Genomic DNA, 17639 nt, shown 5'->3' with positions numbered 1-17639 from the left:
GCTCAACCTCGCTTGACATTCATTTTTTTTGTGTGCTAGGCTTGGAAGCCGGACGGGGGTCCAACTCCCCCGCCAGCGCGCAGGGTGCCACCCTAGCTCAACAGGAAGAGCACCCGACTTGTAATCGGGCGGTTGGGGGTTCGATTCCCCTGGGTGGCTCCAGAGAACGTGGGCAGGTGTCCCGAGCGGCAAAGGGGGCGGTCTGTAAAACCGTTGGCGATGCCTTCGTGGGTTCGAGTCCCACCCTGCCCACCACGTGCGGGAGTAGCTCAGTTGGTAGAGCATCGGCTTCCCAAGCCGAGGGTCGCGGGTTCGAGTCCCGTCTCCCGCTCCACGGGCTCGCGTAGCTCAGCAGGTAGAGCACTCCCTTGGTAAGGGAGAGGTCGCCGGTTCAAGTCCGGCCGCGAGCTCCAAAGTGACTTCGGGAAGGCCACGCCCGCAGCGCGCGGGCGGGCTTACCCTGCAAGGAGGAAAGAGATGGCCAAGGAGGAATTTCAGCGCACGAAGCCGCACGTGAACGTAGGGACGATTGGGCACGTTGACCACGGGAAGACGACGCTTACGGCTGCGATCACGTTTGCGGCGGCGGCGGAGAACCCGAACGTTGAGATTGCGGACTACGACCAGATTGACAAGGCGCCGGAGGAGAAGGCTCGCGGGATTACGATCAACACGGCGCACGTGGAGTACGAGACGGCAAAAAGGCACTACAGCCACGTGGACTGTCCGGGGCACGCGGACTATGTGAAGAACATGATCACGGGTGCGGCGCAGATGGACGGGGCGATTCTTGTGGTTTCGGCGGCTGACGGTCCGATGCCGCAGACCCGTGAGCACATTCTTTTGGCGCGTCAGGTTGGGGTTCCGTACATTGTGGTGTTCATGAACAAGATTGACATGGTGGACGACGAGGAGCTTTTGGAGCTCGTCGAGATGGAAGTGCGGGACCTTTTGAACCAGTACGAGTTTCCTGGGGACGATGTGCCGGTGATTCGGGGTTCGGCGCTGAAGGCGTTGGAGGCGTTGCACGAGAACCCGAACACCAAGCGTGGCGAGAACGAGTGGGTTGACAAGATTTGGGAGCTTTTGGACGCTTTGGACGAGTACATTCCCGAGCCTGAGCGGGACATTGACAAGCCATTTTTGATGCCGGTGGAGGACGTGTTTACGATCACTGGTCGCGGGACGGTTGCCACGGGTCGTGTGGAGCGCGGGAAGCTGACGGTTGGCGAGGAGGTTGAGATCGTTGGTTTGCGGCCCACGCAGAAGACGGTGGTGACCGGGCTTGAGATGCACCGGAAGGTTTTGAAGGAAGCGATTGCGGGTGACAACATTGGGGCGCTGCTTCGGGGCATTGCCCGGGACGAGGTTGAGCGGGGCCAGGTTTTGGCGAAGCCTGGGAGCATTACGCCGCACACCAAGTTTGAGGCGCAGGTGTACATCTTGAAGAAGGAGGAGGGGGGTCGCCACACGGGGTTTTTCACGGGGTACCGTCCGCAGTTTTACTTTCGGACGACGGATGTGACGGGTGTGGTGACCTTGCCCGAGGGTGTTGAGATGGTGATGCCTGGTGACAACGTGAGCTTCACGGTGGAGCTGATCAAGCCGATTGCGCTTGAGGAGGGGTTGCGCTTTGCCATTCGCGAGGGCGGCCGCACCGTTGGGGCTGGCGTCGTCACCAAGATCTTGGAGTAAGCGTGGGTGGGGCTGGGCTCGCCCCAGCCCCCTTCTTTGTTTTCGGTAAAAAGGGGAGGCGATGGCCAGCGACGTCCGGATCAAGATCCAGCTTGAGTGCACCGAGTGCAAGCGTCGGAACTACACCACGGAGAAGAATCGGCGCAACACGCCCACCAAGCTCGAGCTGAAGAAGTACTGCCCCTGGTGCCGGAAGCACACCGTGCACCGCGAAGTGAAGGTTTGAGATGCTGGCGCGGATCGTGGCGTACTTCCGGGAAGCGCGCGCCGAGCTCGCCAGGGCCACCTGGCCGAGCAGAGATGAAACCGTTCAGGCCACCGAAGCCGTCCTGCTCTTCACGCTCTTTATGATGATCATCCTCTGGCTCTACGACCTCGTCTTTGGATGGCTGATCGGCCTGATCATCGGCTGGTTGCGATGAGCATCGAGTGGTACGCGGTTCATACCTACGTCGGATACGAGGATAAGGTCAAGGCCAACATCGAAAAGCGGGCCAAGGCCTTGGGGATGGAAGATCGCATCTTCCAGGTGCTCATTCCGACTGAAGAGATCGTCGAGCACCGGGAGGGCGGCAAGAAAGAGATCGTTCGGCGCAAGCTCTTCCCCGGATACGTGTTCGTCCAGATGGATCTCGGCGAGAACCCGGAGGAGCCGGGTGAGGCGTGGGAGGTGGTGCGCAACACGCCTGGCGTGACCGGCGTGGTGGGAACCACCGACGAGCGCGGGAAGTACCGGCCGGTTCCCCTGACCCTCGAGGAGGTCCGGCGAATCCTCGAGGTCAGCGGTGTGGCTGGCGAGAAGAAAGGGCCCAAGCCCGAGGTCACCTTCAAGGAAGGCGACGTGGTTCGGGTGGTGAGCGGCCCCTTCGCCGACTTCACCGGTGTGGTCAGCGAGATCCACCCCGAGCGCAACAAAGTCAAGGTTTTGGTCTCGATCTTCGGTCGCGAGACCCCGGTCGAGCTCGATTTTTCTCAGGTTGTGAGGTCTTAAGGGCGCGCACCTGCCCCCGGTGGTGGGAGCGACGGCCCGCAGCGTTTGAACCCCGAAGTTCGGGGGAGCTGGGAGGAGAAAAATGGCGAAGAAGGTCGTAGGTTTTGTGAAGCTGCAGCTCCCGGCGGGCAAGGCCACCCCGGCCCCGCCGGTCGGTCCGGCGCTGGGTCAGCACGGCGCCAACATCATGGAGTTCGTCAAGGCGTTCAACGCGGCGACGGCGAACATGGGCGACGCCATCGTCCCGGTGGAGATCACCATTTACGCCGACCGCTCGTTCACCTTCGTCACCAAGACGCCCCCCGCCTCGTACCTCATCCGCAAGGCGGCGGGGATTGAGAAGGGCTCGGGCGAGGCCGGGCGCCAGAAGGTGGGCAAGATCACCTGGGAGGACTGCCTCAAGATTGCGGAAATGAAGATGAAAGACTTGAACGCCTCCTCTCTGGAGGCCGCCGCCAGGATGATCGCCGGTTCGGCCCGCTCCATGGGCGTGGAAGTGGAGGGGATCCCCGATGCCTAAGCGTGGCAAGCGCTACAAGAGCCTCCTGGAGAAGGTCGATACCAAAAAGGTCTATGACCTGGAGGAGGCCGCCCAGCTGGTCAAGCTCCTGGCGAGCGCGAAGTTCGACGAGACGGTCGAGGTCCATGTGAAGCTGGGCATCGACCCGCGCAAGTCGGATCAGACCGTTCGCTCCACGGTGTCGCTTCCCCACGGCACCGGGCGTCAGGTGCGGGTGGTGGCCATCGCCCGGGGCGAGAAGCTCAAGGAAGCCGAGGAGGCGGGGGCGGACTACGTTGGCTCGGAGGAGCTGGTCAAGAAGATCAAGGAAGGCTGGCTCGATTTCGACGCGGTGGTGGCGACGCCGGACGTGATGGGCCTCGTGGGTAAGGAGCTCGGTCGCGTGCTCGGCCCCCGCGGCCTTTTGCCGAACCCCAAGGCGGGCACGGTGGGCATGAACATCGGCGAGATCATCAAGGAGATCAAGGCCGGCCGTATCGAGTTCCGAAACGATAAGACCGGCGTGGTCCACGCGCCCATTGGCAAGGCGAGCTTCGAGCCCGAGAAGATCGCCGAGAACCTGAAGGCCTTCATCAAGGCGGTCGAGGCCGCCAAGCCCGAAGGGGCCAAGGGCACCTACATTCGGAGCGTCCACCTCACCACCACCATGGGGCCCTCGCTCCGGGTCCGCTATCCTTGAAATCCGCGGGGGGTAAGGTGATTTGCATCACAGTCCTTACCCCCCATGCCCCGATACACTCCGTATTTGGCACCCCGGTGCGGACGTGTTCCGCGCCAAGCCGCTGAAGACAGCGGGGGGCGTGAGCCTTAAAGATCCCGCCGAGGCGCTTTGAGGGGGGAAGCGTTTCGAAGGTGACCAGCCTTGGGGGTGCCCCCACCCCAGAGAGGAAGGAAGGCGTGCCCAATCCAAGGAACGTACGTCTTCTTGGCGAGATCAAAGGGGCCCTCGAGGCCAGCCAGGGTTCGTTCTTCCTCGTGAACTATCAGGGGCTTTCGGCCGGCGAGGATCACGAGCTCCGGCGCCGGCTCAGGGAGAGCGGCGCACGGCTTTTCGTGGCCAAGAACACCCTGATCCGCATTGCCATGGCCGAGCTCGGTCAGGCCAGCATCGAGCCCTATCTCAAAGGGCCGTCGGCGCTGGTCTTCTTCGAGGATCCCGTGGCCGCGGCCAAGATCCTGATCAAGTTCGCCGAGGAAGTGGGCAAAGAGGTGCCCCAGGTCAAGGCCGGGCTGTTGAACGGTCGCTTGCTGAGCGCCGAGGAGGTCGAAGCCCTCAGCAAGCTGCCCGGCATGCAGGAACTCCGCGCCGAACTCGTCGGCGTGTTGAGCGCGCCCTTGACGGAGCTCGCGGGCGTACTTGGCGGCGCGCAGCGTGAGCTCGTGGGGCTTTTCGAGGCGCAGGTGAAGAAGCTCGAGGAAGCCGCCTAAAGGAGGTTTGAGGATGGCTCTGGATGTTGACGCGATCATGGAACAGCTGAACCAGGCGACGGTTTTGGAGCTCAAAGCGCTGATCGACCGCATCAAGGAGGAGTGGGGCGTCGAGGCCGCGGCCCCGGTCGCGGTGGCCGCTGTGCCCGGCGCTGGCGCCGCCGAGGCCGCCGCCGAGGAGAAGACCGAGTTCGACGTGGTGCTGAAGTCGCCCGGTGGCCAGAAGCTCCAGGTCATCAAGGAGGTGCGCGCCCTCACCGGCCTGGGCCTGAAGGAGGCCAAGGAGCTCGTCGAAAAGGGCGGCGTGGTGAAAGAGGGCGTGAGCAAGGACGAGGCCGAGGAAATCAAGAAGAAGCTCGAGTCCCTGGGGGCCGAGGTCGAGCTGAAGTAGCGCTTCGGCAGGCGATGCCACTGCCGTCCCACCGGGTGTGCGTTTGAAGGGGGTCACCGGGCCCAAGGCCCGGCCCCCGCCCTTCCCTAGAGGTGACCATGGAAAAAGAGAAACGGTTTGGAAGGATTCGCGAGGTTATCCCCCTTCCACCGCTGGTCCAGATTCAAGTCGATTCTTTTCAAAAGGCCTTGCAAAAAGACGTGCCGCCTTCGGAGCGCGAGGACGTCGGGATTCAGGCGGCCTTTAAGGAAGTCTTCCCCATCGAAGAGGGGGGAATGGTCCTCGACTTCCTTGAATACCGTCTGGCCGACCCGCCGTTCCAGCCCGAGGAGTGCCGCGAGAAGGACTTGACCTACCAGGCGCCGCTCTATGCCAAGCTCCAGCTTATCCACAAGGACACCGGGCTGATCAAGGAGGACGAGGTCTTCCTGGGGGACATCCCCCTGATGATCGCCGACGGGTCCTTCATCATCAACGGCGCCGAGCGGGTGGTGGTGAGCCAGATTCACCGCTCCCCGGGCGCGTATTTTACCCCGGATGAGACCCGGCCCGGTCGTTTCGTGGCCTCGATCATCCCCCTGCCCAAACGCGGGCCCTGGATTGACCTCGAGTTCGACAACGCCGGCGCCGTGATCATGCGGGTCAACAAGCGCAAGTTTCCCGTGGTGTTGCTGCTCCGGGTCCTGGGTCACGACGAAAAGAGCCTCAAGCGGGCCATGCGACCGTTTGGTGATGTGGCCAAGGGGCTTTTCGACGAAGAGATCCTTTCCCTACCGCAAGAGAAGGCGCTTTTAAAACTCTTTACCATCCTCCGTCCCGGCGATCCCCCCAAGCGCGACAAGGCCATCGGTTATCTCCACTCGCTCCTCGCCGACCCCCGGCGCTACGACCTCGGCGAGCCGGGCCGGCACAAGGTGGAGAAAAAGCTCGGCGTCAAGATGGCCACGCGCACCCTTTTGGTGTTCGAGGACGGGGCGTTTAAAGACCAGGCGCTCCTGCCCACGCTGCAGTATCTGCTGGGGCTGGCGGCGGGGCTTCCCGACTATGAGCCCGACGACATCGACCACCTGGGCAACCGGCGGGTGCGGACCGTGGGCGAGCTGCTCTCCGATCAGTTCCGGGTTGGGCTCGGGCGCATGGCCCGGGGCGTGCGCGAGCGGATGATCCTGGGCAGCCCCGAGACCGCGACCCCTTCCAAACTGGTCAACAACCGGCCCCTGGCCGCCGCCATCCGGGAGTTTTTCGGCCGGAGCCAGCTGTCGCAATTCAAAGACCAGACCAACCCCCTTTCCGAGCTCCGCCACAAGCGGCGGATTTCGGCCCTGGGCCCGGGCGGGTTGACCCGCGAGCGGGCGGGCTTCGACGTCCGCGACGTCCACCGGACCCACTACGGCCGTATCTGCCCCATCGAGACGCCGGAAGGCGCCAACATCGGCCTCATCAACTCGCTCGCGGCGTATGGGCGGGTCAACGAGCTCGGGTTCATCATGACCCCGTACCGGCGGGTCAGAAACGGCGTGGTGAGCTCCGATCCCAAGGACGTCGTTTACATGACCGCCGACGAGGAGGATAAGTACACCATCGCCCAGGCCAACACCCCGGTGGCCGACGACGGTCGCATCAGCACCGAGCGCGTGGTGGCCCGCCGCCGCGGCGATCCGGTCATCGTTCGACCCGAGGACGTCGAGTTCATGGACGTCAGCCCCAAGCAGGTCTTCTCCGTCAACACCAACCTCATCCCCTTCCTCGAGCACGACGACGCCAACCGGGCCCTTATGGGTTCGAACATGCAGGCCCAGGCGGTGCCGCTGATTGGCGCCAAGGCCCCGGTGGTCTGCACCGGTATCGAGGACCGGGTGGTCCGTGACTCGCTCACCGGCGTCTATTCAGAGATCGATGGCGTGGTGCGCTATGTCGACGGCGAGCGGATCGAGGTTGAGGCCGAAAACGGCAACGTCAAGATCTACGAGCTCCGCCGTTTCGTTCGCTCAAACCAGGGCACCACCCTCGATCAGCGTCCGCGGGTACGCGTGGGTCAAAAGGTCAAGAAGGGCGACCTCCTCGCCGACGGACCGGCTTCCGACCAGGGGCGGTTGGCGCTCGGGCAGAACGTGCTCGTGGCCATCATGCCCTTTGACGGCTACAACTTCGAGGACGCGATCATTATCAGCGAAGATTTGGTGCGCCGAGACTACTTCACCTCGATCCACATCGAGCGCTACGAGATCGAGGCCCGCCAGACCAAGCTCGGTCCGGAAAAGATTACCCGCGACATCCCCAACCTCTCCGAGGCCGCGCTCCGAGACCTCGACGAAGATGGCATCGTGCGCGTGGGTGCTGAGGTCAAGCCGGGCGACATCCTGGTGGGCCGCACCAGCTTCAAGGGTGAGACCGAGCCGAGCCCTGAAGAGCGGCTCTTGCGCTCGATTTTCGGGGAAAAAGCCCGGGACGTGAAGGACACCAGTCTGCGCGTGCCGCCCGGTGAAGGCGGGATCGTGCTGCGTACGGTCCGCCTCCGCCGGGGCGACCGGGGCGTGGAGCTGAAGCCCGGCGTCATCGAGATGGTCCGGGTCTACGTGGTGCAAAAGCGCAAGATCCAGGTGGGCGACAAGTTTGCAAACCGCCACGGGAACAAGGGCGTGGTGAGCAAGATTCTGCCCCCCGAGGACATGCCCCACCTGCCCGACGGCACCCCGGTTGACGTGGTGCTCAACCCCCTCGGCGTGCCCAGCCGAATGAACCTGGGACAGATCCTGGAGACCCACCTCGGGCTTGCCGCCCGGGAGCTGAAGATCCGCTTCGTGACCCCGATCTTCGACGGCGCCAAGGAGGAGGAGATCAAGGATCTGCTCGACCAGGCCTTCGAGGTCCGCTGGGCCGAGCGCGAGCGCCTCGGGCAGGGGATCGACAAGCGTGAACGGGAGGTTTTGGAGCGCGTCGCCAAGCTGCGAATCGTCGATGCGAACGCCGAGCCCCGCGAGCAGCTCAAAGAACTCTTCCGCCAGGGGAAGATGGTGCTCTACGACGGGCGCACCGGCGAGCCGATCGAGGGGCCGATCGTGGTGGGGTTGATGTATATCATGAAGCTCTACCACATGGTCGAGGACAAGATGCACGCGCGTTCCACCGGCCCCTACTCGCTCATCACCCAGCAGCCGCTCGGCGGTAAGGCCCAGTTCGGCGGGCAGCGACTCGGTGAGATGGAGGTCTGGGCGCTGGAGGCCTACGGCGCCGCCCACACGCTCCAGGAGATGCTCACCGTCAAGTCGGACGATATCGAGGGGCGCAACGCCGCCTACGAGGCCATCGTCAAGGGGGTCGACATCCCCACCCCGAGCGTTCCCGAGTCCTTCCGGGTGCTGGTCAAAGAGCTCGAGGCCCTCGGGCTCGACATCGAAACCCTGGACGAGAACGGCAAGCCGATCGACATCTTCGAGGGGCTTGCTTCGAAGCGTTCGTAAGGGGAAAGCATGAAGAGAGAAGTCAAAAAGGTCAGGATAGCGCTGGCCAGCCCGGAGAAGATCCGGAGCTGGTCTTACGGCGAGGTCGAAAAGCCCGAGACCATCAACTACCGAACGCTCAAGCCCGAGCGCGACGGTCTCTTCGACGAACGCATCTTTGGCCCCGTCAAGGACTACGAGTGCGCTTGTGGCAAGTATAAGCGCCAGCGCTTCGAGGGCAAGGTCTGCGAGCGCTGCGGGGTCGAGGTGACCCGGTCGGTGGTGCGTCGCTACCGCATGGGCCACATCGAGCTCGCCACCCCGGCGACCCACATCTGGTACGTCAAGGACGTTCCCAGCAAGGTGGGTACGCTTTTGGATTTGAGCGCCAGCGAGCTCGAGCAGGTGCTCTATTTCGCGAAATACATCGTGATCTCCCCTCGGGGGGCGATGCTCGACGGTGAGCCCGTGAAACGCGGCCAGCTCCTTTCCGACGAGGAATACCGCGAGCTCAAGTTCGGGCGCCAGGAGACGTACGCCCTGCCCAAAGGCAGCGACGCCCTGATCAAGGACGGGGCCTACGTCACCAAGGGTCAGGAGCTCGCGCCCGGCATCAAGTCGCGCATCGACGGCGTGGCCTTTTACCGCTTTCCCCGGCAGGTGTTGGTCGAGTACCTCGAACGCGACCGGGCGCACCTGGTCCTGCCCCGAGAGAGCTGGGTCGAGGCCGAGGCCTACCGGGGCGGCGAGGTTCTGGCCGAGCTCGAGGGCCAGCTGGAAGTGAAGGCCGAAGAGGGCGGCGTGGTTGAGGTGGTCGACCTCGAGGGCGGCGCCCTGGTCCGGATCAAGGACCCCGAGTCCGACGAAGTGGCCGCGGTCTACCTGATCCCCGAGGGGGCCACTTTGGAGGTCGGCGAGGGCGAGCTCGTCGAGGCTGGCCAGACCCTGGCCCGGGCCGAGGGCGAGCTCAGATTGCCGCGCCGGGTCGAGGTCAAGGAGCTCGAGGCCGACGAAGAGGGGGAGGCAATCTACCTCTCGATGACCGTGGAGTGGCGCCGCGAGGTGGCCTACGACGTCGACCCCCACATGCACGTGATGGTCTCCGAGGGGGCCCGGGTCGAAAAGGGCGAGAAGATCGTCGGCGCCATCGAGCCCGAAGAGGAGATCCACGCCGAGGCCGAGGGTATCGTCCACCTCCGCCAGCCGGCCTCGATCGTGGTGATGAAGGCCCGGGTCTACCCGTTTGAGGATGACGTCCTGGTGACCACCGGTGACCGGGTCGCCCCGGGCGACGCGCTGGCCGATGGCGGGGCGGTCAAGAGCGAGATCTACGGCCGGGTCGAGGTCGACCTGGTGCGGCAGGTGATCCGGGTCATCGAGTCCTACGACATCGACGCCCGCATGGGCGCCGAGGCGATCAAGGTGCTCCTTTCCGAGCTCGACCTCGACGCTTTGGAGGCCGAGCTCGAGGCCGAGATGAAAAGCCCCTCGCGGGCGAAAAGGGCCAAAGCCAGGAAGCGCCTTGAAGTCATCCGCGCCTTTAAGGACTCGGGCAACAAGCCGGAGTGGATGGTCCTCGAGGTGGTCCCGGTCTTGCCCCCTGACCTCCGGCCCATGGTGCAGGTGGACGGCGGTCGCTTTGCCACCAGCGACCTCAACGACCTCTACCGTCGCTTAATTAACCGCAACAACCGTCTCAAAAAGCTGCTCGCGCAAGGGGCGCCGGAGATGATCATCCGCAACGAAAAGCGGATGCTGCAGGAGGCGGTGGACGCCCTGCTGGATAACGGCCGGCGGGGCAGCCCGGTCACCAACCCGGGTTCCGACCGCGCCCTCCGCTCACTCACCGACATTCTTTCCGGGAAGCAGGGGCGGTTCCGGCAAAACCTCTTGGGCAAGCGCGTCGATTACTCGGGGCGCTCGGTGATCGTGGTCGGGCCTCAGCTCAAGCTCCACCAGGCCGGGTTGCCCAAGCAGATGGCGCTCGAGCTTTTTAAGCCCTACCTCTTAAAGCGCATGGAGGAAAAGGGCATCGCCGCCAACATCAAGGCCGCCCGGCGCATGCTCGAGCGCTCCCGCGACATCAAGGACGAGGTGTGGGACGCCCTCGAGGAGGTCATCCACGGTAAGGTCGTGCTCCTCAACCGCGCCCCCACCTTGCACCGGCTGGGTGTCCAGGCCTTCCACCCGGTCTTGGTCGAGGGGAACTCGATCCAGCTCCACCCCCTGGTGTGCGAGGCCTTCAACGCCGACTTCGACGGCGACCAGATGGCGGTGCACGTCCCGCTCTCGCTGGCGGCCCAGTCGGAGAGCCGCATCCAGATGCTCTCCTCCCACAACCTGCTCTCGCCGGCCTCCGGGGAGCCGGTGGCCAAGCCCAGCCGGGACATCATCCTGGGGCTCTTCTACATCACCCAGATCCGGCGTGAAAAGAAGGGCGCGGGCCGCGAGTTCGAAACCCGCCAGGCGGCCATCGAGGCCTATGAACGCGGCGAGGTGGCCCTCAACGCCCCGATCAAGGTCGCCGGCGAGGAGACCACGGTCGGGCAGCTGAAGTACCGCTTCGCCAACCTCGACGAGGCCTTGCTCGCGGTGGAACAGCGCCTCATCGACCTCCAGGATCTGGTGCAGATCCGTATCGACGGCAAGCTCCGGGGCACCAGCCCGGGCCGGGCGCTCTTTTACCGCATCGTCAAGGAGGCGGTGGCCGAGGCCGGGGGCGAGCTGCCCGAGGGGCTTTTGGATTTCGATCGCCCGCAGGAGAAGAACTCGCTGAAAGAGCTCGTCTACAACGCCTACGTCCAGCTCGGGATCGAGAAGACCGCGCGGCTGCTCGATACCCTGATGCAGGTCGGGTTTTACTTCTCCACCGTTTCCGGGATCACCATCGGCATCGACGACGCGATCATCCCCGAGGAGAAACAGGCACTCCTCGACCGCGCCGACGAAGCGGTGGACCGCATCGAGTGGGCCTACAAGAAAGGCTTCGTCACCTTTGATGAGCGGCGCAAACAGATCATCGACGTGTGGACCGAGACCGTCGACAAGGTGACCGAGGCCCTCTTTAAGAACTTCGAGGAGAACTACCCCTTCAACCCGCTCTACATCATGGCCCAGTCCGGTGCTCGCGGTAACCCGACCCAGATCCGCCAGCTCGCCGGGATGCGGGGGCTGATGGCCAAGCCCTCCGGTGAGGCCATCGAGGTCCCGGTACGGGCGAACTTCCGCGAGGGGCTCACGGTCTTGGAGTACTTCATCTCCACCCACGGCGCCCGAAAGGGCGGGGCCGACACCGCCCTCCGGACCGCGGACTCGGGTTACCTGACCCGCAAGCTCGTCGACGTGGCCCACGAGGTGATCGTCCGCGAGCCCGACTGCGGCACCACCGACTACATCGACATTCCCCTCTTCATCCGCGACGAGGTCAGCGGCGAGCCCAAGCTGCGCAACGTGGGCGACATCGAGCAGGCTCTCTACGGCCGCACCGTGGCCCGGACCTTCGAAGCCGACGGCAAGGTCTTCGAGGAAGGACACCTGCTCTACCACGACGACGTCCGCCGCATCGTGGCCGCGGCGAAAAAGGGTGAGATCGAGGAGGTCCCGGTGTACTCGCCGCTCACCTGCCGCACCCACTACGGCGTGTGCCAGAAGTGCTACGGCATGGACCTCTCGATGGTGCGCCCGGTCTCCATTGGCGAGTCGGTGGGCGTGGTGGCGGCGGAGTCGATCGGCGAGCCCGGTACCCAGCTCACCATGCGGACCTTCCACACCGGTGGCGTGGCCGGGGTGGACATCACCCTCGGCTTGCCCCGGGTGATCGAGCTGTTCGAGGCCAGGAAGCCGAAGCAAAAGGCGGTCATCTCCGAGATCGACGGGACGGTGAGCCTCGAGGAAGGCGAGGACAAGCTGGTCATTGTGGTCGAGGGCGACGGTTTCCGCAAGGAATACAAGGTGGACAAGGCCACCCGCTTGGCGGTCCGCGACGGCCAGTACGTCGAGGCCGGCACCCCGCTGACCCGCGGCGCCGTCGACCCCCACCAGCTCCTCGAGGCCCAGGGGCCGGAGGCGGTGCAACGCTACCTGGTGAACGAGATCCAGCGCGTGTACCGTTCCCAGGGCGTGAAACTCAACGACAAGCACATCGAGATCGTGGTGCGCCAGATGCTGAAGTACGTCGAGATCACCGATCCCGGCGATTCCCGCCTGCTCGAGGGCCAGGTGCTGGAGCGCTGGGACGTCGAGAAGATCAACGACCAGCTCGTGGCCGAGGGCAAGATGCCGGCTTCGTGGCGCCACGTGCTCATGGGCGTGACCAAGAGCGCGCTCTCCACCCGCTCCTGGCTCAGCGCCGCCAGCTTCCAGCACACCACCCACGTGCTGACCGAGGCCAGCATTCAGGGCAAGGTCGACGAGCTCATCGGCCTCAAGGAGAACGTGATCCTCGGCAAGCTGATCCCGGCCGGCACCGGCAACGACCACGTGCGCTTTACCCAGATCGTCGACAACCGCACGCTGGCCCGTTTGCAGGAAGCGCGTCGGCAGACGGAGGCCGCGATCGAGCCCGGCATCCGGCCCGAGGACCGTCCGAGCCTTTAATGCCTGAACCGTCCGGCCCCGCCCCAGGCGGTGGCCGGACCCCCGGGAGGGGTCGTGGACCGAAAACGCCCGGATGCAACGCTGCTGAAGAGTTTTGCCGAGGTTGGGGCCGACCTTTTCGCCCAGCAGCTGATCAGCGCCACGGCGGGCAACTTCTCTGTTCGCGATGGCGACGGTCTTTGGATCACCCGCAGCGGGGTGCGCAAGAACCGTTTGCGCGCCGAGGATGTGATCTGGGTGCCGATGGCGCCGGATGCCGAACTCGACCGGGGGGCCTCGATCGAGCTGATACTCCACCGCGCGGTCTATGCCCGGACCGACGCCCGGGCTTTGGTCCACGCCCATCCCCGCACCGCAGTGGCACTTTCCTTTTTCGAACGCGTGATTCGGCCAGTGGATCTTGAGGGCCGAACCTTCCTGGGGGAAGTGCCGGTGCTCGCGCCCAGATCCGTTTCCGCAAGCCCCGAGGCGGCCGAGGCCTTGGCTGAAGGCCTTCTCCAGGCACCGGTGGTGATCCTGCGCGGGCACGGGGCGTTTGCCCGGGGGGATGACCTGTTCCAGGCCTACGCGCGCTTGACCGTCCTCGAGGAGTCCACGCAAATCTTGCTATCTGCTAAGCTGTACGGAGACAGGAGCGAACCTTGAAGGCCGTGTGGTTGGAAGGCGAGGCGGAGCGCTTGCGCGAACTGGCCAGGGCCTGTCCGCACCCCTACCAGCTCCTTTCGAGCGACGAGGGGCATGCCCTTTTCGTGGTGGCCGTTGACGAGGACTTCCTGGAAAGAGTGCGTCCCTTGGGCGCCCGGGTCTACCTGTTGGAGGAGGAAGGATGCGGGAGGAGATCCATCTCGTAGGCGTCGGTGAAGCCGAGCTGTACGTTGAGGACGTCGGTCCAAAGGACGCGCCGGTCCTGGTCACCGTCCACGGGGGTCCGGGCGGTTCGAGCCACGCCTTCCGCGCCTTCTTGGGTGAGGAGCTCGGGGACTATCGCACCATTTACTTTGACCAGCGCGGTTCCGGGCGTAGCCCCCGGCTCCCCGAGGATCCCCGTCTCTTTACCATCGACGCTTTAGTCGACGACATGGAGCACCTGCGCCAGGCACTTTGCATCGAACGCTGGACCCCCATTGCCCAGGGATTCGGGGCGCTGTTGGCCCTGGAATACGCCCGGCGCTTCCCGGCGTTTACCGCCGGGCTGGTCTTGATCGGGCCCTGGGTGCACTTCCCCTGGCTGGTGACCAGGCTCTGGCGTGCCGCCATGCCCGGCGATCCCCCGGAAGACCCGGCCGAGGCGGCGCGAAGCCTTTTTGAGACCGTCCCCAGCAAGCAGATCTTCGATCGCTTGATGTTCCCGACCTCGCACGGCCGGATGGAACACGAGTGGGTTCAGGACGGGGCCTTGCTCGTCGCCGACGAGACGATGATGCGCATGCTTTCGTTCAATGGTCTCTGGGCCTTTGATTACAGCCCCTACCTGCTCGAGCACCCGGTCCGGCCCTGGGTGATCGTCGGCCGGGAAGACGGCACCAGCTATCCCGAGCAGGCCGAGGTGGTGGCTGACCTCACCGGCGGCGAGCTGGTGGTTCTTGACGGGGCCGGCCATCACCCCTGGGTGGATCAGGGGGAGGCCTTTGTGAAGCGGCTGTATGAGGCGCTCGACGAGATCTACGCCTTTTTGGGAGAAGCCGACTGAAACCCATGTCTGGGCCGTGGTCAGGCGGCGTGCTCGATGGTCGGGCGTGGGGCACTTTTCTAATTGTTTCCTCAAAACGGCAAGGGGTATGGCCGCTTAGAATCGCCTTATGAGCGCCTCCGACCTCACCCTTCTGGCGGCCTTCGTAGGTGGCATGGCCTCGTTCTTGCTCCCCTGTGTCCTTCCCCTGGTGCCCACCTACCTGCTCTACCTCTCCGGCGACAAGGGGCGGCCGTTTTTGAACGCCATCTTCTTCGTACTGGGGTTTTCAGTGGTCTTCGTGCTGGTCTTCGGCCTGCCGGCGACCTTGCTCGGCTCGTTGCTCTATGCTTACAAAGGACCGCTGGTCCAGGTGGGCGGCGTCCTCTTCATCGTCTTTGGCCTGTACATGCTGGGGGTGAAGATGCCCTTTTCCCTGCACGGGATGGGCAGCAATGCCGTCGCCAGTTACCAAGGGGATCCCTCGAGGCCGCTCGGGGCCTTCGGGCTGGGGTTCGTGTTGGCGCTCGGCTGGACTCCGTGCATCGGGCCGGTCTTGAGCGTGATCCTGACCATGGTCTTCAACGAAGGGGGGACGGCGGGCCTCAAATACATGGTCGCCTACACCGCGGGGATGGCCGTGCCCTTTTTGGTCATCGCACTCTTTGCCGATCGCGCGGTTGCCTTTATCCGAAAGAACGCGCGGCTCACCAAGTACGTGGAGTACGCCTCGGGCGTCTTTATGATTGTGGTGGGGATCTTGATGGTGAGCGGGACCTGGAGCTGGCTCAGCGAACGCCTGGCCATCTGGAGCCTCCAGTTCGCCTACTGATGAGAGGACGGCCTTGATCGAGCTCGAGAACGTTTGGAAGCGCTACGGCAGGGAGTGGGTCCTGAGGGATATTTCGCTTATGGTGGAGGCCGGCGAGGTCGTGGCGCTGCTCGGGCCCAACGGGGTGGGGAAGACGACCCTCTTGCGGGTGGCGGCCACGCTGACCCGGCCGCAAAAGGGGACGGTGCGGCTTTTTGGAAAACCCGCCCGCCGGATCGATGCCGAGCGGGGTGAGCTTTTGTACCTCGCCAACCCGCCGGCTTTTTACCGCCATTTGAGCGGCGAGGAAAACCTCGAGAGCAGCCTTTTGCTCATGGGTAGGCCGGTTCTGGACGGTGAGATCGAGGCAGCGATGCGCGCGGTGGGGTTGACGCCGGGTAAGCCGGTGTCGGCCTATTCCAGCGGCATGAAGAAGCGGTTGGCCATGGCCCGGGTTCGCCTCCTGAAACCAAAGGTCCTCTTGCTCGACGAGCCGGAGACCGCGCTCGATGCCGAGGGGCGGGAGATGCTCCTTGCCCTCATCGACGAGGTCAAGCGGGGCGGGGCGGTGTTGCTGGCGACCCACGACCGTGAGTTTGCCCGTGCGGTCGCGGATCGCGAGGTGGTGATGCGACCGTGAAGCGGATCCTGGTGCTGGCGTTGCGCGATCTGAGGATCGAGTTCCGGGGGCGTTCGGGGTTGCTCTCGGCGCTCTTTTTTCTCGGCGTGGTGCTCCTCATCCTCGGTTTTGCCCTCGGCCCCGACGAGAACGACCTGCGACGCGCCGCACCCGGGGTGCTCTGGGTGGCCCTGGCCTTCGCGGGCAGCTTGCTCGCCGGCCGGGTGTGGGCGGTCGAGGTTGAAAACGGCACCCTGGACGATCTGCTCCTCACGCCGGGGAGCCGGGAATGGATTTATTGGGGCAAGTTTCTCTTCCTCTGGGTTCTTCTTCTCCTGGTGGCGCTGGTACTGCTCTTCATGGTCGCGGGGATGTTCTACCTCCCCCTCGATCGGGCCCCCGGTCTTTTCCTCACCCTGATCCTGGGGGCCACTGGCTACGCTGCGGTGGCCACCTTCTACGCCGGGATCGTGGTGCGGCTCTCGACCGCCCAGCTCGTGCTGCCGATCCTGGTCTTCACCGTGGTGGTGCCGGTCATTCTGGCCGCGGTGCGAGCGACGGTGGGGCTGGCCGAGGGGGCGGCCATGGCCGAGGTGGCGAGTTGGTGGAAGTTTCTGGCCGCTTTCGACCTCATCTACCTCACCGCCTGCAGCCTCCTGTTCCCGTTTGTGATCGAGGGCTAAATACTCTTTTCATGGCGCCATGCTAGGCTGAAACCACATGGAACCTCAGCGAGCAAAGCAACGCCTGGACCCCTTCACACAGGGGTTGTTATGGGTAGGCTTTTTGACACTCGCCGCGGGGCTCTTCTTTGCCCTCAAGGCGCCGCCCGACGTGCAGCAGGGCTACCTCGTCCGTATCCTCTACCTCCACGTTGCCGCCGCCTGGACCGGGTATTTGGCGTTCATCGTCGCCGGTGTTTACGCCCTGCTCTACCTGGTGCGCGAGGACCCGCGCTTTGACCGCCTCAGCGCCGCCAGCGCCGAAATCGGACTCTGGCTCTCGCTGCTCATGGTGCTCGGGGGCATGATGTGGGCGCGCCCGACCTGGGGGGTCTACTGGGTCTGGGAGCCGCGGCTCACCTCGGTCGCGGTCATGGTGGCGATCTACGCCGCCTACTTTCTCCTCCGCCAGGCGATCGAGGACCCCGAGATGCGTGCCAAGGCGGCGGCGGGCGTGGCCATCCTGGGTGTGATCAACATCCCCATCACCTACATGTCGGTCTACTGGTGGCGCTCAATACACCAGACGGCGAGTATCGACATCATCAACCGTCGCGTCAACATGGCCCCGGAGATGGTAACGGCGCTTCTTGTGAATTTGCTCGCATTTACCCTGATCTACCTCGGGTTTTTGCGCCTGAAGGGCATGCTGGCCGAAATGGGGGCCAGGGAGGAGGAGCAAAGTGGGTAACGCCATCTTCGTCTGGGTGGTCTACCTGGCCACCTACGCGTTTCTCTTCGGCTATTTGATCTTTCT

Annotated in this window: 17 protein-coding genes and 4 tRNA genes; all 21 read left to right on the top strand. The window is 64.4% G+C overall.

All coding sequences use genetic code 11. The features are described 5' to 3' along the window. Positions 1 to 86 precede the first annotated feature (86 nt). Positions 87 to 162: transfer RNA gene (locus ACZ5BT_RS04035), tRNA-Thr, on the top strand. Positions 163 to 170: 8 nt separating this feature from the next. Beyond that, a tRNA-Tyr gene (locus tag ACZ5BT_RS04030) sits at positions 171 to 255 on the top strand. Between the two features lie 3 nt (positions 256 to 258). Continuing rightward, positions 259 to 334: transfer RNA gene (locus ACZ5BT_RS04025), tRNA-Gly, on the top strand. A 3-nt stretch (positions 335 to 337) separates the two neighbouring features. After that, a tRNA-Thr gene (locus ACZ5BT_RS04020) sits at positions 338 to 413 on the top strand. A gap of 64 nt (positions 414 to 477) precedes the next feature. Continuing rightward, a complete protein-coding gene (tuf, locus tag ACZ5BT_RS04015) occupies positions 478 to 1695 on the top strand; it encodes an elongation factor Tu (protein WP_464884311.1) in 1218 nt (405 codons plus the stop codon). A gap of 61 nt (positions 1696 to 1756) precedes the next feature. Beyond that, a complete protein-coding gene (gene rpmG / locus ACZ5BT_RS04010; RefSeq protein WP_464885335.1) occupies positions 1757 to 1921 on the top strand; it encodes a 50S ribosomal protein L33 in 165 nt (54 codons plus the stop codon). A gap of 1 nt (position 1922) precedes the next feature. Further along, entirely contained in the window at positions 1923 to 2117 is a 195-nt protein-coding gene (gene secE / locus ACZ5BT_RS04005) for a preprotein translocase subunit SecE (protein WP_464885334.1), read from the top strand. Continuing rightward, on the top strand, positions 2114 to 2686 hold the full coding sequence (gene nusG, locus ACZ5BT_RS04000; protein ID WP_464885333.1) for a transcription termination/antitermination protein NusG: 573 nt from the start codon (positions 2114 to 2116) through the stop codon (positions 2684 to 2686). Before secE ends, nusG begins: the two co-directional genes overlap by 4 nt. An 82-nt stretch (positions 2687 to 2768) precedes the next feature. Further along, the gene (rplK, locus tag ACZ5BT_RS03995; protein ID WP_464885332.1) at positions 2769 to 3206 is read left to right on the top strand and encodes a 50S ribosomal protein L11; all 438 of its coding nucleotides are present in this window, start codon (positions 2769 to 2771) and stop codon (positions 3204 to 3206) included. After that, positions 3199 to 3885, top strand: a complete 687-nt coding sequence (gene rplA / locus ACZ5BT_RS03990) for a 50S ribosomal protein L1 (protein ID WP_464885331.1) — start codon at positions 3199 to 3201, stop codon at positions 3883 to 3885. Before rplK ends, rplA begins: the two co-directional genes overlap by 8 nt. A 218-nt stretch (positions 3886 to 4103) precedes the next feature. After that, the gene (gene rplJ / locus ACZ5BT_RS03985; protein ID WP_464885330.1) at positions 4104 to 4634 is read left to right on the top strand and encodes a 50S ribosomal protein L10; all 531 of its coding nucleotides are present in this window, start codon (positions 4104 to 4106) and stop codon (positions 4632 to 4634) included. Positions 4635 to 4647: 13 nt separating this feature from the next. Further along, on the top strand, positions 4648 to 5025 hold the full coding sequence (gene rplL, locus ACZ5BT_RS03980) for a 50S ribosomal protein L7/L12 (protein WP_464885329.1): 378 nt from the start codon (positions 4648 to 4650) through the stop codon (positions 5023 to 5025). A gap of 98 nt (positions 5026 to 5123) precedes the next feature. Further along, entirely contained in the window at positions 5124 to 8486 is a 3363-nt protein-coding gene (gene rpoB, locus ACZ5BT_RS03975) for a DNA-directed RNA polymerase subunit beta (RefSeq protein WP_464885328.1), read from the top strand. Between the two features lie 9 nt (positions 8487 to 8495). Further along, the gene (locus ACZ5BT_RS03970) at positions 8496 to 13061 is read left to right on the top strand and encodes a DNA-directed RNA polymerase subunit beta' (protein WP_464885327.1); all 4566 of its coding nucleotides are present in this window, start codon (positions 8496 to 8498) and stop codon (positions 13059 to 13061) included. A gap of 54 nt (positions 13062 to 13115) precedes the next feature. Further along, the gene (locus tag ACZ5BT_RS03965; protein ID WP_464885326.1) at positions 13116 to 13706 is read left to right on the top strand and encodes a class II aldolase/adducin family protein; all 591 of its coding nucleotides are present in this window, start codon (positions 13116 to 13118) and stop codon (positions 13704 to 13706) included. After that, positions 13703 to 13912 (top strand): hypothetical protein, encoded by a 210-nt coding sequence (locus tag ACZ5BT_RS03960; RefSeq protein WP_464885325.1) that lies wholly within the window; start codon positions 13703 to 13705, stop codon positions 13910 to 13912. The genes ACZ5BT_RS03965 and ACZ5BT_RS03960 overlap by 4 nt, the downstream gene beginning before the upstream one ends. Next, positions 13888 to 14751 (top strand): alpha/beta fold hydrolase, encoded by an 864-nt coding sequence (locus ACZ5BT_RS03955; protein WP_464885324.1) that lies wholly within the window; start codon positions 13888 to 13890, stop codon positions 14749 to 14751. The genes ACZ5BT_RS03960 and ACZ5BT_RS03955 overlap by 25 nt, the downstream gene beginning before the upstream one ends. 109 nt (positions 14752 to 14860) lie before the next feature. After that, on the top strand, positions 14861 to 15562 hold the full coding sequence (locus tag ACZ5BT_RS03950; protein ID WP_464885323.1) for a cytochrome c biogenesis CcdA family protein: 702 nt from the start codon (positions 14861 to 14863) through the stop codon (positions 15560 to 15562). A gap of 13 nt (positions 15563 to 15575) precedes the next feature. Then, the gene (locus ACZ5BT_RS03945; RefSeq protein ID WP_464885322.1) at positions 15576 to 16181 is read left to right on the top strand and encodes an ABC transporter ATP-binding protein; all 606 of its coding nucleotides are present in this window, start codon (positions 15576 to 15578) and stop codon (positions 16179 to 16181) included. Beyond that, on the top strand, positions 16178 to 16843 hold the full coding sequence (locus tag ACZ5BT_RS03940; RefSeq protein ID WP_464885321.1) for a heme exporter protein CcmB: 666 nt from the start codon (positions 16178 to 16180) through the stop codon (positions 16841 to 16843). The genes ACZ5BT_RS03945 and ACZ5BT_RS03940 overlap by 4 nt, the downstream gene beginning before the upstream one ends. A 37-nt stretch (positions 16844 to 16880) precedes the next feature. After that, the gene (ccsA, locus tag ACZ5BT_RS03935; protein WP_464885320.1) at positions 16881 to 17573 is read left to right on the top strand and encodes a cytochrome c biogenesis protein CcsA; all 693 of its coding nucleotides are present in this window, start codon (positions 16881 to 16883) and stop codon (positions 17571 to 17573) included. Positions 17574 to 17639: the final 66 nt, after the last annotated feature.

The sequence above is a fragment of the Vulcanithermus mediatlanticus genome (genome assembly GCF_055385885.1).
This window is presented reverse-complemented; position numbering and strand designations above follow the sequence as displayed.